Source organism: Serratia sp. 2880STDY5682894 (assembly GCF_001537385.1).
In the GTDB taxonomy this organism is placed as follows: domain Bacteria; phylum Pseudomonadota; class Gammaproteobacteria; order Enterobacterales; family Enterobacteriaceae; genus Serratia; species Serratia nevei.
Window position 1 is genome coordinate 684,259 of record NZ_FCJA01000002.1, and the last position, 20,044, is coordinate 704,302.

Annotated in this window: 22 protein-coding genes; 17 read left to right on the top strand and 5 right to left on the bottom strand. The window is 59.6% G+C overall.

What is annotated here, in order from left to right; all coding sequences use genetic code 11:
* Positions 1–727 precede the first annotated feature (727 nt).
* From flhD to AWX27_RS08010, 17 genes are all read left to right on the top strand, one after another.
* A complete protein-coding gene (flhD, locus tag AWX27_RS07930; RefSeq protein WP_033643537.1) occupies positions 728–1,078 on the top strand; it encodes a flagellar transcriptional regulator FlhD in 351 nt (116 codons plus the stop codon).
* Positions 1,078–1,662 (top strand): flagellar transcriptional regulator FlhC, encoded by a 585-nt coding sequence (gene flhC, locus AWX27_RS07935; RefSeq protein ID WP_019452971.1) that lies wholly within the window; start codon positions 1,078–1,080, stop codon positions 1,660–1,662. The genes flhD and flhC overlap by 1 nt, the downstream gene beginning before the upstream one ends.
* 145 nt (positions 1,663–1,807) lie before the next feature.
* Complete coding sequence (gene motA, locus AWX27_RS07940) at positions 1,808–2,698, top strand: flagellar motor stator protein MotA (RefSeq protein ID WP_015378266.1); 891 nt, start codon at positions 1,808–1,810, stop codon at positions 2,696–2,698.
* On the top strand, positions 2,695–3,774 hold the full coding sequence (gene motB, locus AWX27_RS07945) for a flagellar motor protein MotB (RefSeq protein WP_060420777.1): 1,080 nt from the start codon (positions 2,695–2,697) through the stop codon (positions 3,772–3,774). The genes motA and motB overlap by 4 nt, the downstream gene beginning before the upstream one ends.
* Entirely contained in the window at positions 3,771–5,792 is a 2,022-nt protein-coding gene (gene cheA, locus AWX27_RS07950; protein ID WP_060420780.1) for a chemotaxis protein CheA, read from the top strand. Before motB ends, cheA begins: the two co-directional genes overlap by 4 nt.
* 32 nt (positions 5,793–5,824) lie before the next feature.
* Positions 5,825–6,325 (top strand): chemotaxis protein CheW, encoded by a 501-nt coding sequence (cheW, locus tag AWX27_RS07955; protein ID WP_025303271.1) that lies wholly within the window; start codon positions 5,825–5,827, stop codon positions 6,323–6,325.
* Positions 6,326–6,520: 195 nt separating this feature from the next.
* Complete coding sequence (locus AWX27_RS07960; RefSeq protein ID WP_060420782.1) at positions 6,521–8,191, top strand: methyl-accepting chemotaxis protein; 1,671 nt, start codon at positions 6,521–6,523, stop codon at positions 8,189–8,191.
* A 76-nt stretch (positions 8,192–8,267) separates the two neighbouring features.
* Complete coding sequence (locus AWX27_RS07965) at positions 8,268–9,884, top strand: methyl-accepting chemotaxis protein (RefSeq protein ID WP_047730456.1); 1,617 nt, start codon at positions 8,268–8,270, stop codon at positions 9,882–9,884.
* A 37-nt stretch (positions 9,885–9,921) separates the two neighbouring features.
* Positions 9,922–10,794 carry a protein-glutamate O-methyltransferase CheR gene (gene cheR, locus AWX27_RS07970; protein WP_025159837.1) on the top strand — a complete coding sequence of 291 codons (873 nt, stop codon included), beginning with the start codon at positions 9,922–9,924 and terminating at the stop codon, positions 10,792–10,794.
* Positions 10,794–11,843 carry a protein-glutamate methylesterase/protein-glutamine glutaminase gene (locus AWX27_RS07975; RefSeq protein WP_015378262.1) on the top strand — a complete coding sequence of 350 codons (1,050 nt, stop codon included), beginning with the start codon at positions 10,794–10,796 and terminating at the stop codon, positions 11,841–11,843. Before cheR ends, AWX27_RS07975 begins: the two co-directional genes overlap by 1 nt.
* 102 nt (positions 11,844–11,945) lie before the next feature.
* Positions 11,946–12,335, top strand: coding sequence for a chemotaxis response regulator CheY (gene cheY, locus AWX27_RS07980; RefSeq protein ID WP_060420785.1), 390 nt, complete (start codon positions 11,946–11,948; stop codon positions 12,333–12,335).
* A 10-nt stretch (positions 12,336–12,345) separates the two neighbouring features.
* Positions 12,346–12,990, top strand: coding sequence for a protein phosphatase CheZ (cheZ, locus tag AWX27_RS07985; protein ID WP_004934858.1), 645 nt, complete (start codon positions 12,346–12,348; stop codon positions 12,988–12,990).
* Between the two features lie 125 nt (positions 12,991–13,115).
* Positions 13,116–13,349 carry a type II toxin-antitoxin system VapB family antitoxin gene (vapB, locus tag AWX27_RS07990; RefSeq protein ID WP_041035628.1) on the top strand — a complete coding sequence of 78 codons (234 nt, stop codon included), beginning with the start codon at positions 13,116–13,118 and terminating at the stop codon, positions 13,347–13,349.
* Positions 13,349–13,747 carry a type II toxin-antitoxin system tRNA(fMet)-specific endonuclease VapC gene (locus AWX27_RS07995; protein WP_033640020.1) on the top strand — a complete coding sequence of 133 codons (399 nt, stop codon included), beginning with the start codon at positions 13,349–13,351 and terminating at the stop codon, positions 13,745–13,747. The genes vapB and AWX27_RS07995 overlap by 1 nt, the downstream gene beginning before the upstream one ends.
* A 126-nt stretch (positions 13,748–13,873) precedes the next feature.
* The gene (flhB, locus tag AWX27_RS08000; RefSeq protein ID WP_047730459.1) at positions 13,874–15,025 is read left to right on the top strand and encodes a flagellar biosynthesis protein FlhB; all 1,152 of its coding nucleotides are present in this window, start codon (positions 13,874–13,876) and stop codon (positions 15,023–15,025) included.
* A complete protein-coding gene (gene flhA / locus AWX27_RS08005) occupies positions 15,018–17,096 on the top strand; it encodes a flagellar biosynthesis protein FlhA (protein WP_060420788.1) in 2,079 nt (692 codons plus the stop codon). Before flhB ends, flhA begins: the two co-directional genes overlap by 8 nt.
* A complete protein-coding gene (locus AWX27_RS08010; protein WP_060420791.1) occupies positions 17,096–17,500 on the top strand; it encodes a flagellar protein FlhE in 405 nt (134 codons plus the stop codon). Before flhA ends, AWX27_RS08010 begins: the two co-directional genes overlap by 1 nt.
* A gap of 2 nt (positions 17,501–17,502) precedes the next feature.
* On the opposite strand, the gene AWX27_RS08015 is transcribed toward AWX27_RS08010, so the two are convergent.
* The 5 genes from AWX27_RS08015 to flgA all read right to left on the bottom strand — a co-directional run bounded on the left by AWX27_RS08015 (position 17,503) and on the right by flgA (position 19,971).
* Positions 17,503–17,805: a helix-turn-helix domain-containing protein gene (locus AWX27_RS08015; RefSeq protein ID WP_038876832.1), complete on the bottom strand. Its 303-nt coding sequence runs from the start codon at positions 17,803–17,805 to the stop codon at positions 17,503–17,505.
* Positions 17,802–18,173 (bottom strand): type II toxin-antitoxin system RelE/ParE family toxin, encoded by a 372-nt coding sequence (locus AWX27_RS08020; protein WP_033647787.1) that lies wholly within the window; start codon positions 18,171–18,173, stop codon positions 17,802–17,804. The genes AWX27_RS08015 and AWX27_RS08020 overlap by 4 nt, the downstream gene beginning before the upstream one ends.
* Before the next feature lie 228 nt (positions 18,174–18,401).
* On the bottom strand, positions 18,402–18,836 hold the full coding sequence (locus tag AWX27_RS08025) for a flagella synthesis protein FlgN (protein ID WP_033634998.1): 435 nt from the start codon (positions 18,834–18,836) through the stop codon (positions 18,402–18,404).
* Positions 18,837–18,876: 40 nt separating this feature from the next.
* Entirely contained in the window at positions 18,877–19,188 is a 312-nt protein-coding gene (flgM, locus tag AWX27_RS08030) for a flagellar biosynthesis anti-sigma factor FlgM (RefSeq protein ID WP_019452957.1), read from the bottom strand.
* Between the two features lie 129 nt (positions 19,189–19,317).
* A complete protein-coding gene (flgA, locus tag AWX27_RS08035) occupies positions 19,318–19,971 on the bottom strand; it encodes a flagellar basal body P-ring formation chaperone FlgA (RefSeq protein WP_060420907.1) in 654 nt (217 codons plus the stop codon).
* Between the last annotated feature and the right edge of the window lie 73 nt (positions 19,972–20,044).

Here is a 20,044-nt window from a genome sequence, read left to right on the forward strand (position 1 = left end):
ACGTCTGTTTGCTTGTTCACTACGCCAGCGAATCATTGATAAGCCTTAATCACCTGATGTTGAAAATTAGAACAGCCTCAAGCGGGGGGCTTAAGTCAAATCTGATAGCTAATAACCTTATAGTTTACAGCGGTTATTTTTCAGCTTGGATATTTTTTAGCGGCTTAACTGGTTATTTATGCTGAGTTTGTCGGCTACATGCAGATTTTTGTTCTGTTATTTTGGTTTGGTGATGCTTTTGTTCGAATTGATCTAAAAAAGATAATTTTTTGGCTGATAAACATTGTTTTTAAGACGTTTTTTTACCTGTGTCTGTTTTGTGAGCAAAATGGTGGTCAATAAATGTGCGTATTTGGGGGTATTTGGCTTAAATATTTTTTATTTTTGTGATCTATGTCACATTGTATTTAAAATTGCCTCTCACTTACATTGTGTGTGCTAATGGTTCGGGGGTAGAGTTGCGCTGCTTTAGGAATAATCTTATTAAATTTGTAAAAATAGTTTCATGGTGACTAAACACTATCGAAGCAGAATGCTGTACATCCATACACGTTGGTTTACGCTCGTAGCAAATACTGAACAGTGGTCGAATTTAGCGATTGGCGAAAATTATAGCAGTCGTTTTTGAGAGATTAATTTGCCAACTTTGGGAAACAACCCAGGTCACGGGCGATAAAATTTATCACCCAGCGTATGTTTTTAAACATAGTCTGTCGGGATGGGGAATATGGGTACGTCTGAATTACTTAAGCATATTTATGACATCAATTTGTCATATTTACTTTTAGCACAGCGTTTGATCAACGATGAAAAAGCGTCCGCGATGTTCCGCCTTGGTATCGATGAAACCATGGCCGACGCGTTGGCGCAGCTGACTTTACCGCAAATGGTCAAACTGGCCGAGACCAACCAGCTGGTTTGCCACTTCCGCTTTAACGATCACCAGACCATCGAACGCCTGACCAAAGAGTCGCGCGTCGACGATCTGCAACAAATCCATACCGGCATTTTGCTATCAAGCCATTTACTGCAAGAGCTATCGAGTAAAGACGCTAGCCCGACGAAGAAAAGAGCCTGATGATGGTTGAGAAAAGTATTGTTCAAGAAGCCAAGGACATTCAGCTCGCCATGGAGCTGATTTCACTGGGAGCCCGTTTGCAGATGCTGGAGAGCGAAACCCAGCTCAGCCGCGGGCGCTTGATTAAACTTTATAAGGAGTTGCGCGGTAGCCCGCCGCCAAAAGGGATGTTGCCGTTCTCAACCGACTGGTTTATGACCTGGGAACAGAATATTCACTCGTCGATGTTTTACAACGCCTACCTGTTTCTGATGAAAAGCGGGCAGTGCAGCGGGGTGGAAGCGGTGATTAAAGCCTATCGCCTCTATCTGGAGCAGTGCCCCCAGCAGGCCGGCGATGCGCCGCTGCTGGCGCTGACCCGAGCCTGGACGCTGGTGCGTTTCGTCGACAGCGGCATGCTGCAGCTTTCCGCCTGCAGCTGCTGTGGCGGCGCATTTATCACCCACGCGCACCAGCCGCTGAACGGTTTCATCTGCAGTTTATGCCAACCCCCATCCCGCGCCGTAAAAAGACGTAAACTTTCGCCGCAACTGGCCGATATTATTCCTCAACTGCTGGACGAGCAGGTCAAACGCGCCATTTGAGCCGCCACATTGCCGGCTCTCGGCAATGAATACCGACGTGTGATACGCAGGGGCGGCATGCCGCCCCCAGACACGCAGCCTGGTCTGTCGCGCCAGGGCGCGTTTGCCCCACCTTCCATCCACATTGTTAATTTAAGGAATGCGTGTGCTAGTTATTTTGGGTTATCTCGTGGTATTGGGTGCGGTGTTTGGCGGCTACCTGATCGTGGGCGGTCATCTCGGTGCGTTATATCAACCGGCGGAGTTTCTGATTATCGGCGGGGCGGGGGTCGGCGCTTTCATCGTCGGCAACAACGGCAAGGCGATCAAGGCTACGCTGCGCGCGCTGCCGCGGCTGATGCGCCGTTCCAAATACAACAAAGATCTGTACATGGATCTGATGGCGCTGTTGTTCCGCCTGCTGGCCAAATCGCGTCAGCAAGGCATGCTGTCGCTCGAGTTCGACATCGATAATCCACAAGAAAGTGAAATTTTCTCTAATTATCCGCGCATCCTTGCCGATAACACCCTGGTGGAGTTCATTACCGACTATTTACGGCTGATGGTGAGCGGCAATATGAATGCGTTCGAGATCGAAGCGCTGATGGACGAAGAGATCGAAACCTACGAACAGGAAAGTGAAGTGCCCGCCGGCAGTCTGGCGATGGTGGGCGACTCCTTGCCGGCGTTCGGTATCGTCGCGGCGGTGATGGGGGTGGTGCACGCCCTGGCTTCGGCCGATCGGCCGGCAGCGGAACTGGGCGCGCTGATCGCTAACGCCATGGTCGGTACTTTCCTCGGCATTTTGCTGGCCTACGGCTTTATCTCGCCGCTGGCCACGTTGCTGCGCCAGAAGAGCGCCGAAAACGTCAAGATGATGCAGTGCATCAAGGTCACGCTGCTGTCGAGCCTGAACGGTTACGCGCCGCAGATCGCCGTCGAGTTTGGCCGTAAAACGCTGTACACCACCGAACGTCCTTCTTTCGTTGAGCTGGAAGAACACGTGCGCCGCGTGAAAGCGCCGGCGCAGCAGGCGACGGAAGAAGAAGAAGCATGAAACAGAATCATCCGGTCGTTCTGGTCAGAAAGCGCAAGTCGCATCATGCCGCCCATCACGGCGGCTCCTGGAAGATCGCTTATGCCGACTTTATGACGGCGATGATGGCGTTCTTCCTGGTGATGTGGCTGCTGGCGATCGCCAGCCCGCAGGAGCTGACGCAGATCGCCGAATATTTCCGCACGCCGCTCAAGGTCGCCCTGACCAGCGGCGACAAGAGCAGTTCCGAAAGCAGCCCGATCCCGGGCGGCGGCGACGATCCTACCCAGCAGCACGGCCTGGTGAGAAAGCAGGTTGACTCGCCGGACTCGCGCGCTGAAGAGCTGCGCCTGAACAAGCTGCGCGAAAAGCTGGACGAATTGATTGAGTCCGACCCGCGCCTGAAGGCGCTGCGACCGCATCTGTTGATCAACATGATGGACGAAGGGCTGCGCATCCAGATTATCGATAGTCAGAACCGGCCGATGTTCAAAACCGGCAGCGCGCAGGTCGAGAGCTATATGCGCGATATTCTGCGGGCGATAGCGCCGATCCTTAACGACCTGCCGAACAAGATCAGCCTGTCCGGCCACACTGATGATATCCCTTACGCCACCGGCGAGCGCGGCTACAGCAACTGGGAACTGTCGGCCGATCGCGCCAACGCCTCCCGGCGCGAGCTGATCGCCGGCGGCCTGGCGGAAGGCAAAGTGCTGCGGGTGGTGGGCATGGCGGCCACCATGAGCCTGAAACAGCACGGTGCCGATGACGCGATTAACCGTCGCATCACCGTGCTGGTGCTGAATAAGCAAACGCAAGAAGGCATCGAACACGAAAATGCCGAAAGCAACGCGATGGATATCGCCCAGCCGGCTAGCCTGAAGCAGCTGGCGCCATCGGCGACTGCGCCGGCCAGTCAAACGCCGGAACCCCAGGCGGTAACGCCGACCGATCAAGCGACGCCGCCGCCGGCGGCGGACCCTGTCGCTCAATCGCAGGCATCCCCGGCGATAGCCCCGGCCGGCCAAGCGCCGGAACAACCGGCGGCCGCACCCGCACCGACTAACCGCGACTCACAGCCAGAGGTGACCCCGTGAGCATGGACATTAGCGATTTTTATCAGACCTTCTTTGATGAGGCGGACGAGTTGCTGGCCGACATGGAGCAACACCTGCTGGAGTTGGATCCGCTGGCCCCCGATATCGAGCCGTTGAACGCCATTTTCCGCGCGGCGCACTCGATCAAGGGCGGTGCGGCGACCTTTGGCTTTTCGGTGCTGCAGGAAACGACCCACCTGCTGGAGAACCTGCTGGACGGTGCAAGACGCCAGGAAATGAGCCTGAGCACCGAGATTATCAACCTGTTTCTGGAAACCAAAGACATTATGCAGGAGCAACTGGACGCCTATAAAACCTCGCAACAGCCTGATGCCGAAAGCTTTGAATACATTTGCCAGGCGCTGCGCCAGCTGGCGTTGGAGGCGCAACAGCAGCAGGAGGCGCCTGCGGCTCAACCGGCCGTTCAGCAGCCTGTCGTGAAGCCGGCGGCTGCGCCGGCGGCGATCGAAGGCGGCATGCGCATCAGCCTGAACGGGCTGAAAGCCAGTGAAATCCCCTTGATGTTGGAAGAGCTGGGCAACCTCGGCGAGGTTAAAGACCCTCATCAGACGGAACACAGTCTGGACGTGACGTTGCTCACCTCCGCCAGCGAAGACGACATCAGCGCCGTGCTGTGTTTCGTGCTGGAGCCGGAACAAATCAGCTTCTCGACGCCGACGCAGAGCGAACCGGCCGTTGCAGAAGCGAGCTTACCGGCAGCGGTCGCCGCGCCGGAACCTGCACCTGCGCCGGTCGCGAACGCCGCGCCGCCTGCCGCCAAACCGGCCGCCGCTCCGGCGGAAGCGCCGAAAGCGCGCGCCAAGGCGAGCGAGTCCACCAGCATTCGCGTGGCGGTGGAAAAGGTGGATCAGCTGATCAACCTGGTGGGCGAGCTGGTGATCACCCAGTCGATGCTGGCGCAGCGCTCCGGCACGCTCGATCCGGTGAACCACGGCGACCTGTTGAACAGCATGAGCCAGCTGGAGCGTAACGCGCGCGATCTGCAGGAGTCGGTAATGTCGATCCGCATGATGCCGATGGAATACGTCTTCAGCCGCTATCCGCGCCTGGTGCGCGATCTGGCTGGCAAGCTGAACAAGCAGGTGGAGCTGACGCTGCAGGGCAGTTCCACCGAACTGGACAAAAGCCTGATCGAACGCATTATCGATCCGTTGACGCACCTGGTGCGCAACAGCCTCGATCACGGTATCGAAGAGCCGGCCACCCGCATCGCCGCCGGCAAGTCGGCGGTGGGCAATCTGGTGCTGTCGGCCGAACACCAGGGCGGCAACATCTGCATTGAGGTTATCGACGACGGCGCGGGCCTGAACCGCGAAAAAATTCTCGCCAAGGCCGCGTCGCAAGGGCTGGCGGTGAGCGACAGCATGAGCGATGAAGAGGTCGGCATGCTGATCTTCGCACCGGGCTTCTCCACCGCCGAGCAGGTGACCGACGTTTCCGGCCGCGGCGTCGGCATGGACGTGGTGAAACGGAATATTCAGGAGATGGGCGGCCACGTCGAGATCCGTTCGCAGGCCGGTAAAGGCACCACCATCCGCATCCTGCTGCCGCTGACGCTGGCGATCCTCGACGGCATGTCGGTCAAGGTGAACGACGAAGTCTTTATCCTGCCGCTGAACGCGGTAATGGAATCGCTGCAGCCGCAGGCAGAAGATCTGCATCCGCTGGCCGGCGGCGAACGCGTGCTGCAGGTGCGCGGCGAATATCTGCCGCTGGTGGAGCTGTATCGGGTATTTGAAGTGGAAGGCGCCAAAACCGACGCCACGCAGGGCATCGTCGTTATCCTGCAAAGCGCCGGCCGCCGCTATGCGTTGCTGGTGGATCAGCTGATTGGCCAACATCAGGTGGTGGTGAAGAATCTGGAAAGCAACTACCGCAAAGTGCCGGGCATCTCCGCCGCGACCATTTTGGGCGACGGCAGCGTGGCCTTGATCGTCGATGTCTCGGCGTTGCAAACCTTGAACCGTGAAAAGCGTCTGACGGACGCCGCCGCATAATAATGAGTTTATTGATTTAAAAGGTGAATGATATGGCAGGATTGGCAGCCGTCAGCAAATTGGCTGGCGAAACGGTAGGGCAAGAGTTTCTGATTTTTACCCTGGGCAACGAGGAGTACGGCATCGACATCCTCAAGGTGCAGGAAATTCGCGGCTACGATCAGGTGACCCGTATCGCCAACACGCCGGCGTTCATCAAGGGCGTCACTAACCTGCGCGGCGTGATCGTCCCGATCATCGATCTGCGGGTGAAATTCTCGCAGCAAAGCGTGTCTTACGATGAAAACACCGTGGTGATCGTGCTGAACTTTGGCCAGCGCGTGGTGGGCATCGTGGTCGACGGCGTTTCCGACGTGCTGTCGCTGACCGCCGAGCAGATCCGCCCGGCGCCGGAGTTCGCGGTGACGCTGGCGACCGAATACCTCACCGGTCTCGGTTCGCTGGGCGAGCGCATGCTGATCCTGGTGGATATCGAAAAGCTGCTGAGCAGCGAAGAGATGTCGCTGGTCGACAGCGTGGCGAAAAGCGTCTGATTCATGACCCGAGGGGGCAGGGCGCTGCCCCCTTCATCCATCACTCTTCCTGACCTGTCGCGACGCCGCCGACCGAGCCCGGAACCCCTACTAAAAATAGTTACTTTCCCGCATAAAGTTTTGCCGTACGGCGCCGATAACTCTCACATTCAACGTCATCAGAGCCTGTCTGCGCGGGCTTCAACAAGGGAAATCATGTTAAATCGTATGAAGGTGGTCACCAGCCTGTTGCTGGTGTTGGTGCTGTTTGGCGCCTTGCAGTTGATTTCGGGCGGACTCTTTTTCTCCTCGCTGAAAAGCGATAAGGAAAACTTTACCGTCCTGCAAACTATCCGCCAGCAGCAGCTGCAGCTGAGTGAAAGCCGCGTTGACCTGCTGCAGGCGCGCAACTCCCTGAACCGTGCCGGTATTCGCTACATGATGGATACCAATAAGATCGGCAGCGGCGCCACCATTGATGAACTGCTGGGCAAAGCGAAAGAAGAGCTGGCCGAGGCGGAAAGACACTATGCCGCTTACGAAAAAATCCCTCAGGATCCGCGTCAGGATCCCCAGTCGGCAGAGCGCGTTAAGCAACAGTACGACATTCTGTACGGCGCGCTCTCCGAACTGATCCAACTGCTGGGCGAAGGCAAGATTAACGCCTTCTTCGATCAGCCTACGCAGAGCTACCAGGACAACTTTGAGCAGAGCTACAACGTTTATCTGGAGCAAAACGGCAAGCTGTATCAAATCGCGGTCGACGGCAGCAACAGCTCCTACAACTCGGCCATTTGGACGCTGATCGTGATTCTGGTGGTGGTGCTGGCGGTGATCGTACTGGCCTGGACCGGCATTCATCACATCCTGGTGCGCCCGCTGAACCGCATGATTGACCACATCAAACAGATCGCCGCCGGCGACCTGACTCAGCAGATCGTCGTCACCAGCCGCAACGAAATGGGCGTGCTGGCGGCCAGCCTGAAACACATGCAAAGCGAGCTGATCGAAACCGTCAGCGGCGTGCGTCAGGGCGCGGACGCCATCTACAGCGGCGCGTCGGAAATTGCCGCGGGCAACAACGATCTCTCCTCCCGCACCGAGCAGCAGGCCGCTTCGCTGGAAGAGACCGCCGCCAGCATGGAACAGCTGACCGCGACGGTGAAACAGAACGCCGAAAACGCCCGTCAGGCTTCACAGCTGGCGCTGAGCGCCTCCGAAACCGCGCAGAAAGGCGGCAAGGTCGTGGCCAACGTGGTGCAGACCATGCACGACATCGCCGGCAGCTCGCAGAAAATCGCCGATATCACCGGCGTGATCGACGGCATCGCCTTCCAGACCAACATCCTGGCGTTGAACGCCGCGGTGGAAGCGGCGCGCGCCGGCGAGCAAGGCCGCGGCTTCGCGGTGGTGGCCGGTGAAGTGCGCAACCTGGCGCAGCGCAGCGCGCAGGCGGCAAAAGAGATCAAAGGCCTGATCGAAGACTCGGTCAGCCGCGTCGATATGGGCTCCGTGCTGGTGGAAAGTGCCGGCGAAACCATGGGCGATATCGTCAACGCCGTTACCCGCGTGACCGACATCATGGGCGAAATCGCGTCGGCTTCTGACGAGCAGAGCCGCGGTATCGATCAGGTTGGCCAGGCGGTAGCGGAAATGGACCGCGTGACCCAGCAGAACGCCTCGTTGGTGGAAGAATCCGCCTCGGCGGCGGCAGCGCTGGAAGAACAGGCCAGCATGCTGACCCAGTCGGTGGCGGTATTCCGCCTGAGGTCGGAAGGCCAGGAAGAGTTTAAAGCGCCTGCCACCAGCAAGGCGACGGTAACACCGGTAATCAATCATAAGAAAATGAACGCCAGCGATCTGCAGGATAACTGGGAAACGTTCTGACCGGTATCGGGCCTCTCTCGCAGAGGCCCTTTTCCCTACGTAGGCCGGTCGCCGGCCGGCTGCAAGGAGGTTCACAGTGTTTAACCGAATCCGTATCTCTACCAGCTTGTTCCTGTTGTTGATGACCTTCTGCGTTCTGCAGTTGGCCAGCAGCGGCCTGTCGTATTCCGCGTTTCGCTCCGATAACCACAACCTCGACATCATCACCCTCGGCAGCCAGCAGCGCGATTCGCTCAGCCTGAGCTGGGTGTCGCTGTTGCAGGCGCGCAATACGCTGAACCGCGCCGGCACCCGCGCGGCGCTGAAACTGCCGCAGGAGCAGGTGAACGAATTGATGAGCAGCGCCCGCAGTTCGCTGCAGAAGGCCGATCTCTATTTCAATCAGTTCATGGCGGTTGAGCGCAGCAGTGAGCAACAGAGTCAGCAGACGGCAACGACCAAGGCCAGCTACGAGCGGCTGCGCGGCGCGCTGCGCGAGCTGATCGGCTTCCTGGAGAAGGGGGAGCTGCAGGCATTTATGGATCAGCCGACGCAGAAAACCCAAGACCTGTTCGAGGCCGACTTCGTGCAGTACCTGCAGCTGGTCAACGGCGACATCAGCGAAGCCAGAGACGCCAACCAGTTCTCCTTCACGCTGGCGGGCCTGATGCTGGCGGGGGCGGTCTTGATGCTGATCGTGGTGACCGGCAGCGCCATGTGGTGGTTGCGTACCATGCTGGTGCAGCCGCTGAACCAAATCCGCAGCCACTTTGAACGCATCGCCGCCGGCGATTTGGCGACGCCGATTCAGGTGTATGGCCGCAATGAAATCAGCATGCTGTTCGCCAGCCTGCAACGCACGCAGCAGTCGCTGATCGGCACCGTCGGCGCCGTGCGCGACGGGGCGGAGTCGATTCTGATCGGCCTGCAGGAGATATCCGAAGGCAATAACGATCTCTCTTCCCGCACCGAGCAGCAGGCCGCTTCGCTGGAAGAAACCGCCGCCAGCATGGAACAGTTGACCGCCACGGTGAAACAGAACGCCGACAATGCGCGGCAGGCCTCTCAGCTGGCGCGCGACGCCTCGGCCACCGCGGCCAAGGGCGGCGAACTGGCCGGCGACGTGGTGACCACCATGCACGATATCGCCAACAGTTCGCAGAAAATCGGCGCCATCACCAGCGTGATTGACGGCATCGCTTTCCAGACCAACATTCTGGCGCTCAATGCGGCGGTGGAAGCGGCGCGCGCCGGTGAACAGGGGCGCGGTTTCGCCGTGGTCGCCGGCGAAGTGCGCAACCTGGCGAGCCGCAGCGCGCAGGCGGCGAAAGAGATCAAGGTGCTGATCGACGAATCGGTCAGCCGCGTCAAACACGGCTCGGTGCTGGTGGAAAACTCCGGCGCCACCATGCAGGACATCGTGCGTTCGGTGACCCGCGTGACCGACATCATGGGCGAGATCGCGTCGGCTTCGGATGAACAGAGCCGCGGCATCGAGCAGGTGACGCAGGCGGTGACCCAGATGGATCAGGTCACCCAGCAGAACGCCGCGCTGGTGGAAGAGTCCGCTTCGGCCGCCACCGCGCTGGAAGAGCAGGCCATTACCCTGGCCGACGCGGTCGCGGTATTCCGTCTGGCGGACGATAACTTCGTCGCGCCAGGTAACAGCAACAACGCAGTTTCACCCGTGGTAAAGGAAGCCCAAGATTGTTAAACCGCATAAGCAGCACGTTTTTCCCCGGTGAGGTGGCATGAAACAGGCGCCGTCAACTTCTAACCGGGATACTGCGTCGATGTTGACGCAAATGGTGCAGCGCCTGCCGCTGTCGGACGTGCATTTTCGCCGTATCAGCCAGTTGATTTATCAACGCGCCGGCATTGTGCTGGCGGAGCATAAGCGCGAGATGGTTTACAACCGCCTGGTGCGCCGTTTGCGGCTGTTGGGATTGCACGATTTCGGCGACTACCTGGCGCTGCTGGAAAGCGACCCGAACAGCGCGGAGTGGCAGGCGTTTATCAACGCGCTGACCACCAACCTGACGGCCTTTTTCCGCGAGGCGCATCACTTCCCGATCCTGGCGGAGCACGCGCGCTCGCGGCCGAACGGCTACAGCGTCTGGAGCACCGCGGCCTCGACCGGCGAAGAACCGTATTCGATCGCCATCACGCTGAGCGATGCATTGGGCCAACGGGCCGGCAGTTGCCAGGTTTGGGCCAGCGATATCGATACGCAGGTGCTGGAAAAAGCGGAGGCGGGCGTTTACCGCCAGGAAGATCTGCGCACCCTGACGCCGACCCAAATGCAGCGCTATTTTCTGCGCGGCACCGGGCCGCATCAGGGGCTGGTGCGCGTGCGGCCGGAACTGGCGGCGCGGGTGAACTTTCAGCCGCTGAACCTGCTGGCGCCGGAGTGGGCACTGCCGGGGCAATTCGACGCCATTTTTTGCCGCAACGTAATGATCTATTTCGATAAGGCGACGCAGGAGCGCATCCTGCGCCGCTTCGTTCCCTTGCTTAAGCCGGGGGGGCTGATGTTTGCCGGCCACTCCGAGAATTTCAGCCAGATCAGCCGGGATTTCTACTTGCGTGGGCAGACCGTGTATGGGCTGACCAAGGAGAGGTAATGAGTAAAATCAGAGTGTTATGCGTAGACGATTCGGCACTGATGCGCCAGCTGATGACGGAAATCGTGAACGGCCACGCCGACATGGAGATGGTGGCGACCGCGCCGGATCCGTTGGTGGCGCGCGATCTGATCAAAAAATTTAATCCTCAGGTGCTGACGCTGGACGTCGAGATGCCGCGCATGGACGGGCTGGATTTCCTCGAGAAGCTGATGCGCCTGCGGCCGATGCCGGTGGTGATGGTCTCTTCGCTGACCGGCAAAGGCTCGGAAATCACGCTGCGCGCGCTGGAACTGGGCGCGGTGGACTTCGTGACCAAACCGCAGCTCGGCATTCGCGAGGGCATGTTGGCCTACAGCGAGCTGATTGCCGAGAAGATCCGCACCGCCGCCAGAGCACGCCTGCCGCAGCGTTCCAGCAGCCCGGCGCCGGCGATCCTCAGCCATGCGCCGCTACTGAGCAGTGAAAAACTGATCGCCATCGGCGCTTCCACCGGCGGCACCGAAGCGATCCGCCAGGTGCTGCAGCCGTTGCCGGCAACCAGCCCGGCGCTGCTGATCACCCAGCACATGCCGCCGGGTTTCACCCGTTCGTTCGCCGAGCGGCTGAACAAGCTGTGCCAGATCACGGTGAAAGAAGCGGAGGACGGCGAGCGCGTACTGCCGGGCCACGCCTACATCGCTCCGGGGGATCGTCACCTGGAGCTGACGCGCAGCGGCGCCAACTATCAGGTGAAGCTGCATGACGGCCCGGCGGTCAACCGCCATCGCCCCTCGGTCGACGTGCTGTTCCGCTCGGTGGCGCAATATGCCGGCCGCAATGCGGTGGGCGTGATCCTCACCGGGATGGGCAACGACGGAGCGGCGGGGATGCTGGAGATGCACCGCGCCGGGGCCTATACCCTGGCGCAGAACGAGGCGAGCTGCGTGGTGTTCGGCATGCCGCGCGAGGCGATCGCCAGCGGCGGCGTCAGCGAAGTGGTCGAGCTGGACAGGATGAGCCAGCGCATGCTGGCGCAGATCGCCGGCGGCCAGGCATTGCGCATTTGATTTTAGTCCGCAGGGTCTTCCCGGCGGCGATATGACCCAGGTTCGCCGCGCGGCGGCCTGCGGTTTTGCATCATTAAACGGTTAACTATTTCAGGAGTAACAATGGCAGACAAGAACCTCAGATTTCTGGTTGTGGACGATTTCTCCACCATGCGCCGCATCGTCAGAAATTTGCTCAAAGAGCTGGGCTTCAACAACGTCGAAGAAGCTGAAGACGGCGCGGATGCGCTGAACAAGCTGCGCGCCGGCGGTTTCGACTTTGTGGTGTCCGACTGGAACATGCCGAACATGGACGGGCTGGAGCTGCTGCAAACCATCCGCGCCGATAGCGTGCTGGCCGCGATGCCGGTACTGATGGTGACGGCGGAAGCCAAGAAAGAAAATATCATCGCGGCGGCGCAGGCCGGCGCCAGCGGTTATGTAGTGAAACCTTTTACGGCGGCGACGCTGGAAGAAAAGCTCAACAAGATTTTTGAAAAATTGGGCATGTAAGGAGAGGGCGATGAGAGACATTCCAATGCCTGCCAGCGATGCAGCGACCGCGGGAGAGATCATCTCCCGCATCGGCCAACTGACCCGAATGCTGCGCGACAGCATGCGCGAACTGGGGCTCGATCAGGCGATCGCCCAGGCGGCAGAGGCGATCCCGGATGCGCGCGACCGTCTTGACTATGTCGTAACCATGACGGCGCAGGCGGCGGAACGGGCGTTGAACTGCGTGGAGGCGGCGCAACCGCGCCAGGCGGAGCTGGAATCCGGCGCGAACGCGTTGAAAGGGCGCTGGGACGAGTGGTTCGCCAACCCCATCGAACTGGACGACGCGCGTTCTCTGGTTAACGACACGCGCCAGTATCTGGATCAGGTGCCGGGCCATACGGCCTTCACCAATGCCCAACTGCTGGAAATCATGATGGCGCAGGACTTCCAGGATCTGACCGGCCAGGTGATCAAGCGCATGATGGACGTGGTGCAGGAGATCGAAAAGCAGCTGCTGATGGTGCTGATGGAAAACATGCCGGAGCAGCCGGTGAAGGAAAAACGGCCGAACGACAGCCTGCTGAACGGCCCGCAGCTCGACCAGAACGGCGTCGGCGTGATCGCCAACCAGGCGCAGGTCGACGATCTGCTCGACAGCCTCGGTTTCTGAGGCTTTTCGGGGCGCGCGACGGCGCGCCCCGAAAGTTGCGCGGTGTCCCGCAAAGATTAATGTATATAGCATTGCTATATACATCATGGCGGTTATAATTTGTACTCCAGTTAAAGGAGGTCGCCATGACGTTAGGTTCTGTCTTTACCAATAATCGGACACAGGCTGTACGCTTGCCTGCAGAGGTGCGTTTCCCTGATACCGTTTCTAAAGTGACCGTCCGCGTAGTGGGCAAAGAGCGCATTCTTGCCCCCCTGGAGAATACCTGGGATAGCTTCTTCTGTGCGGAAAATGAGGTGAGCGATGATTTCCTCAATGAACGTGCCGGGCAGCACCAGCGCGAGCGGGAAGATTTTTGATGTTCAGTCATATGCTGGACACCAACATTGTTATCTATGTCATTAAGCGCCGCCCGCTGGAAGTGCTGGAGGCATTCAATCGCTATGCAGGTAAAATGGTCATTTCGTCGATCACCTATGGCGAATTGGTTCACGGGGTGGAGAAAAGCGCTCGCCCAGCGGTGAACGCCAGAGTCGTTGAGGATTTTGTCTCCCGATTGGACATTCTCGATTACAGTGCCAAAGCAGCATCGCACTACGGCAACATCCGGGCTGCGCTGGAACGCCAGGGAACGCCTATTGGCGTAAACGATCTACATATCGCCGGGCATGCGCGCAGCGAAGGATTGATCCTGGTGACCAATAATCGACGCGAATTTGAGCGCGTTGAGGGTTTGCGGCTGGAAAATTGGTTGTAACCTCTCCCTGATGGTCTCATCCCCTAAATAACCCGCCTTTTCCCCCGTTGTTCCGTCAATGACATCGCCAATTTTTTGGCATGCTGACCGCCATTCTTTACCCTCTCGACACAGGAACGGCGTTTCGTGGCTGAAGACAGCGATCTGGAAAAAAGCGAGGCCCCCACGCCCCACAGGCTGGAGAAGGCGCGTGAAGACGGCCAGATCCCGCGTTCCCGCGAACTGACCTCGGTACTGATGCTGCTCTCGGGCCTCGCGATCATCCTGATGTCCGGCAGCAACATGGCGCAACAGCTGGCGGCGATGCTCACGCAGGGGCTGAACTTCGACCATGGCATGGTCAGTAACGATAAACAGATGCTGCGCCAACTGGGCATGTTGCTGCGCCAGGCCGTACTGGCGCTGTTGCCAATCATGGCGGGGCTGGTGCTGGTGGCGCTCGCCGCGCCGATGCTGTTGGGAGGCATTCTGTTCAGCGGCAAGTCGATCAAATTCGATTTGAAACGGCTGAACCCGTTGTCCGGGTTGAAGCGCATCTTTTCCAGCCAGGTGCTGGCCGAGCTGCTGAAAGGGATCCTGAAAGCGACGCTGGTCGGCTGGGTGACAGGCCTCTATCTCTGGCATAACTGGGCGGCAATGCTGCATCTGATGACCCAGCAGCCGCTCGACGCGTTGGGCAATGCGCTGCAGATGATTCTGTTCTGCGGTTTTCTGGTGGTGCTGGGATTGACGCCGATGGTGGCGTTCGACGTGTTCTACCAGCTGTGGAGCCACTTCAAAAAGTTGAAGATGACCAAGCAGGATATTCGCGACGAATTCAAAGACCAGGAAGGGGACCCGCACGTTAAGGGACGTATTCGCCAGCAGCAGCGGGCGATCGCCCGGCGCCGCATGATGGCTGATGTGCCCAAGGCGGACGTGATCGTCACCAACCCGACGCACTACGCCGTCGCGTTGCAGTACAACGACAAAAAAATGAGTGCGCCGAAAGTGCTGGCCAAGGGGGCCGGCGAAATCGCCTTGCGCATTCGCGAACTCGGTGCGGAGCACCGCATCCCGATGCTGGAAGCGCCGCCGCTGGCGCGTGCGCTGTATCGACACAGCGAGATTGGACAACATATTCCGGCCACCCTGTATGCCGCGGTCGCCGAAGTGCTGGCCTGGGTGTACCAACTGCGCCGCTGGCGGCGCGAGGGCGGCCTGATCCCGAAAAAACCTGAACGTTTACCGGTGCCGGAAGCACTGGATTTTGCAAGAGAGAGTGACTCTGATGGCTAATTTGGCCTCCCTGCTTCGTTTGCCGGGCAATTTTAAAGATACGCAGTGGCAGGTGTTGGCCGGCCCGGTGTTGATCCTGCTGATCCTGTCGATGATGGTGCTGCCGTTGCCGGCGTTTATCCTCGACCTGCTGTTTACCTTCAACATCGCGCTGTCGATCATGGTGCTGCTGGTGGCGATGTTCACCCAGCGCACGCTCGAATTCGCCGCCTTCCCGACCATTCTGCTGTTCTCCACGCTGCTGCGTTTGTCGCTCAACGTCGCGTCCACGCGCATTATCTTGCTGGAGGGGCACACCGGTTCCGCCGCCGCCGGCCGCGTGGTGGAGGCCTTCGGCCACTTCCTGGTGGGCGGCAACTTCGCCATCGGTATTGTGGTGTTCATCATCCTGGTGTTGATCAACTTCATGGTCATCACCAAGGGGGCCGGGCGTATCGCCGAAGTGGGCGCGCGTTTCGTCCTGGACGGCATGCCGGGTAAACAGATGGCGATCGACGCCGATCTGAACGCCGGGTTGATCGGCGAGGACGAAGCGAAGAAACGCCGCGCCGAAGTCACCCAGGAGGCCGATTTCTACGGCTCGATGGACGGTGCCAGTAAATTCGTGCGCGGCGACGCCATCGCCGGCCTGATGATCATGGTGCTGAACGTGGTCGGCGGCCTGTTGGTCGGCGTGGTGCAACACGGCATGGAGCTGGGGGCGGCGGCGGAAAGCTATACGCTGCTGACCATCGGCGACGGCCTGGTGGCGCAGATCCCGGCGTTGGTGATCTCTACCGCCGCCGGCGTTATCGTCACTCGCGTCGCGACCGATCAGGACGTCGGCGAGCAGATGGTGGGCCAGCTGTTCAACAATCCGCGCGTGATGCTGCTGAGCGCCGGGGTACTGGGGCTGTTGGGCCTGGTGCCGGGCATGCCGAACCTGGTGTTCCTGCTGTTTACCGTCGCTTTGCTGGGCCTGGCCTGGTGGCTGCGCGGCCGTGAACAACAGGCACCGAAAGCGGTGGAGGCGCCGGTGATGCCGGACAACCCGCAGGCCGCCGAAGCCAGCTGGGCCGACGTGCAGTTGGAGGATCCGCTGGGGATGGAAGTAGGCTATCGGTTGATTCCGATGGTCGATTTTCAACAAAACGGTGAGCTGCTGGGGCGTATCCGCGGTATTCGCAAGAAATTCGCGCAGGACATGGGGTATCTGCCGCCGGTGGTACACATTCGCGACAACCTGGAACTGCCGCCTGCCAGCTACCGCATCCTGATGAAAGGCGTCGAGATCGGCAGCGGTGAAGCGCAGCCGGGCCGCTGGCTGGCGATCAACCCCGGCAATGCCGTGGGTGAGCTGGCGGGAGACAAAACCGTCGATCCGGCCTTTGGGCTCGAGGCGGTGTGGATCGACAGCGCCTTGCGCGAGCAGGCGCAGATCCAGGGCTTTACCGTGGTGGAAGCCAGCACCGTAGTGGCGACGCACCTCAATCACCTGATCGGCCAGTTCGCCAGCGAGCTGTTTGGCCGCCAGGAAACCCAACAGTTGCTGGATCGCGTGTCGCAGGAGATGCCGAAACTGACCGAAGACTTCGTGCCGGGTGTGGTATCACTGACCACGCTGCACAAGGTGCTGCAAAACCTGCTGGCCGAGCGTGTTTCTATCCGCGATATGCGCACCATCGTCGAAACGCTGGCGGAGCATGCTCCGGCGCAAAGCGATCCTTATGAGCTGACCACCGTGGTGCGGGTAGCGCTGGGCAGGGCGATCACGCAGCAGTGGTTCCCGGGCAACGGCGAGATTCAGGTCATCGGTTTGGATACCCAACTGGAGCGCCTGTTGTTGCAGGCGTTGCAGGGCGGTGGCGGCCTGGAACCGGGGCTGGCCGATCGCCTGCTGGATCAGGCGCGCCAGGCGCTGCAGCGGCAAGAGATGCTCAGCGCGCCGCCGGTGCTGCTGGTCAACCATGCGCTGCGGGCCTTGCTGGCGCGCTTCCTGCGCCGCAGCCTGCCGCAGATCGTGGTGTTGTCCAACCTCGAAATCAACGACGATCGCCAGATTCGCATGACGTCGACCATTGGAGCCGCCTGATGAAACGCTGTCTGTTCGTGTTGTGTTTGCTGGCGCCGTTAACCGCCGGTGCGGTGTCCGGTTCCTGGGTGGCCGAAGGGGGGGGCGTGACGTTGGAACAGGGCGGCATGCGCGATGAGTCCGCCGGTTTGCGGCCGCCGAACGCGTTGCCGGATGCCAATGCGCGCATCACCAGCGTCAGCTGGCGCTACCGTTTACTGGGGCCGGAGCCGGTCGGGCTGCAGGCCCAGCTGTGTACGGTGAACCGCTGCATTCCGCTCGGCGGCGGCAGCGGCAGCAGCAACGGTTTGCAGGGCGAACCGGCCAATGCGGAATTGCGCTTTGTCTATTACGTGCAGTCGCAAGGCGGGTTGAATCCGCCGCTGCGCGTGATTGGCAATCAGGTCATCGTCAATTATCAGTAGGGTCAGGCCAGAATTTGCAGGCCGTTGCGTTCCACCAGTGACAGCAGCTTCATTGCGGCGGAGTTCGGTTGCGCTTCGCCGCGCTCCCATTTTTGTACCGCCTTTTTACTGACGTTGAGATACAGCGCAAACACCGGCTGACTGACGTTTTCCCGTTCGCGCAGCGCGCGGATCTCGGCCGGCCCGAACTGTTTCACCGGCCGCAGACACAGCATGTCGAAGGTGCGCATGGTCACGTCGTCGACGAAACCGGCGCGGTGCAGGCCCTGAACTTCCTGGTGGATCGATTTCAGCATCTTGCTCATAGTTGTAACCTTATTAATTCCCCGCAGTTGACCAGCTGATACAGTCTGAATGGTGAATAATCCAGATACAGCGCCGCCAAATGCCGCCAGGAAATTAACTCATCCTGATTGATGTTGTCTCTTTCGTTTTTGGCAAAGCCATACATGAAAAAGATCCTGCCTTCATCTGCCGTTGCGATTAATACCCGATACCCGCGCCGTTTTCCACTCCCCATCCGGGCGATGCGTTTTTTGTAAACGCAACCACCGAGATTGGCGTCGTACAACTGATTTTGCATCTCTCGCGCCGCTTTCACTATCGTGGCGTCACTGATGCGTTCGTCGCCGGCAAATGTCTGGAAGGCTTTTGTGAGATAAATGTCGGTCATTCACTCTCCGTGTGAAAATATACCCTTAGTGGGTATAGATCAAGATGTTTAACGACCGAGCTAAGATGACGAAAGAGGGAGTGATGAGGAACAGGCAAATATCCGTTCTGCGCAGCCTGGCGCATAACGTTAAGGGAATTCAGAAAGCGATAAGAAGAAAATGCGAGAGGGCGCGCATAGCCGGGTAAACCCGCGCCCGGTGGTGCGCACACCGGGCGAAATCAGGGCTTAGACGCCGATTTTTCTGCCGAGCAGGCTACCGGCGTGCGACTGGCCGTCCGGGCCATACAGCGATTTGTTGTTCTTGCTGAGAATCGCCAGCGCCTGAGCGTTATGGTCGATCTGCTGATTGAGCAGCAGGCCATTGTGCTGATTCTTCTCGCGCAGCGTTTGGCTCAGCAGTTGAACGCGTTGCCAGCGATCGGCCAAGGGCGCATGGCTGGCGTAAGGCGCGCGTTGCCCGCAGGCTTTTTCCTGCCCCAGGCGCTGTTGCTCGAGGTAGGCGACCGTCGCCAGCAGTTGGCTTTTGGCATCGGTTACGCGCTGCAGCGCCACGCCGGGCAACTGGCCGGAACACAGCAAGTCGTGCTCTTCCTCCAGCACGCCATTGAGCGCCTGCAGCGTTTCCAACAGTTTATCCAGCAGTTGTGCCAGGTTTTCCATAGTGATGACTTATCCTTTACCGCTACTCGCCGCCGCGCCGTCAGTCGCGCCCGGCGATCCATTGAATGTCGCTCTGCGCGTCTTGCAGCAGCGCGTCGGCGATTTTGCCGGCGTCCATCTTCAGTTCGCCGTTGCGGATCGCCTGCTTGATGGCCTCGACCCGGCCCATATCGATATCCTGGGTGCCCGGCTGCATCAGGCGCGCCTGCGCCTCGCTCAGTTTGACCTGTGTGCCGCTGACGGCCGTTTCGGCCACGGCGGCCTTACGCGGTTGGAGCGGGTTGTCGGCCGGGGTTTCACGCGGTTGCACAGTGGAAACCGGCTGTAACCGCTGGGTGCGATCGATACTCATGGTCCATCTCCGTTTACGCCGTGACCGCTCGGGGGCGACGACGCTGCAATGAAAGTTTTGCGGCCCTGGTGGCCAATAAAATGCTGCTTGATTTGTCTTATCGGCAAGGTTTGCGGAACCTTTACTTTTTTATAACGTAATGCGAATCGCGCCGTCGTCCCCGACCACGCCGCTGACGATCTGCCCGGACGCCATGCGCACGCGCACGCTGTCTTCGGCGGCGGCGTTGTTCATCGCCTTGCCCGCACCGCTGATGTTGAACCCTTCGCCCTGCGCGGTGACCTGTACCGGTTGCCCGGCTTTGATAATCCAGGCGCGGCGCAGCATGGCGAGGGTCAGCGGTTGGCCGGGGCTGATATTGCGCAGGCTGACGGCGCCTAACGCTTTGCCCGCTTCGGTCAGCGCGCGCGGCGGCAGGGTATCGAGCCGGCCTTCCTTCAACGCCAGATCCGCCGCGGTCAACCGGCTGCCGGCGCTGATGCCGCGCGCCGAAACCAGATAGCGGCCGAACACCTGCACCTGCGTCTGGATAAAACGCCGCTCCTGGCCACAGCGCGCCGAAATGCTGACGTTGCCGCCGATCCGCGCGTTGGGCGGCAGCGACAGCTGGGGCAGTTCGCAGGCGGGCCATTGGGCCGGCGGCGTGCGCACCCGCACTTTCACCTGTACCGGCTCGCCGGTGAACTTGCCTTTGATGAAGCTTTCGATTTGCGTCGCCAGATCGTCGGCGCGCGCGTTCAGACTGCACAGCAGGCCGATAAGCAGCAGCATTTTACCTTTCATCGTCATCTTCTCAAGCTTCATCGGGATACGCGTAAGTGTACCCGCAGCGCGCGCAGGCTAAGCAGATAAATAG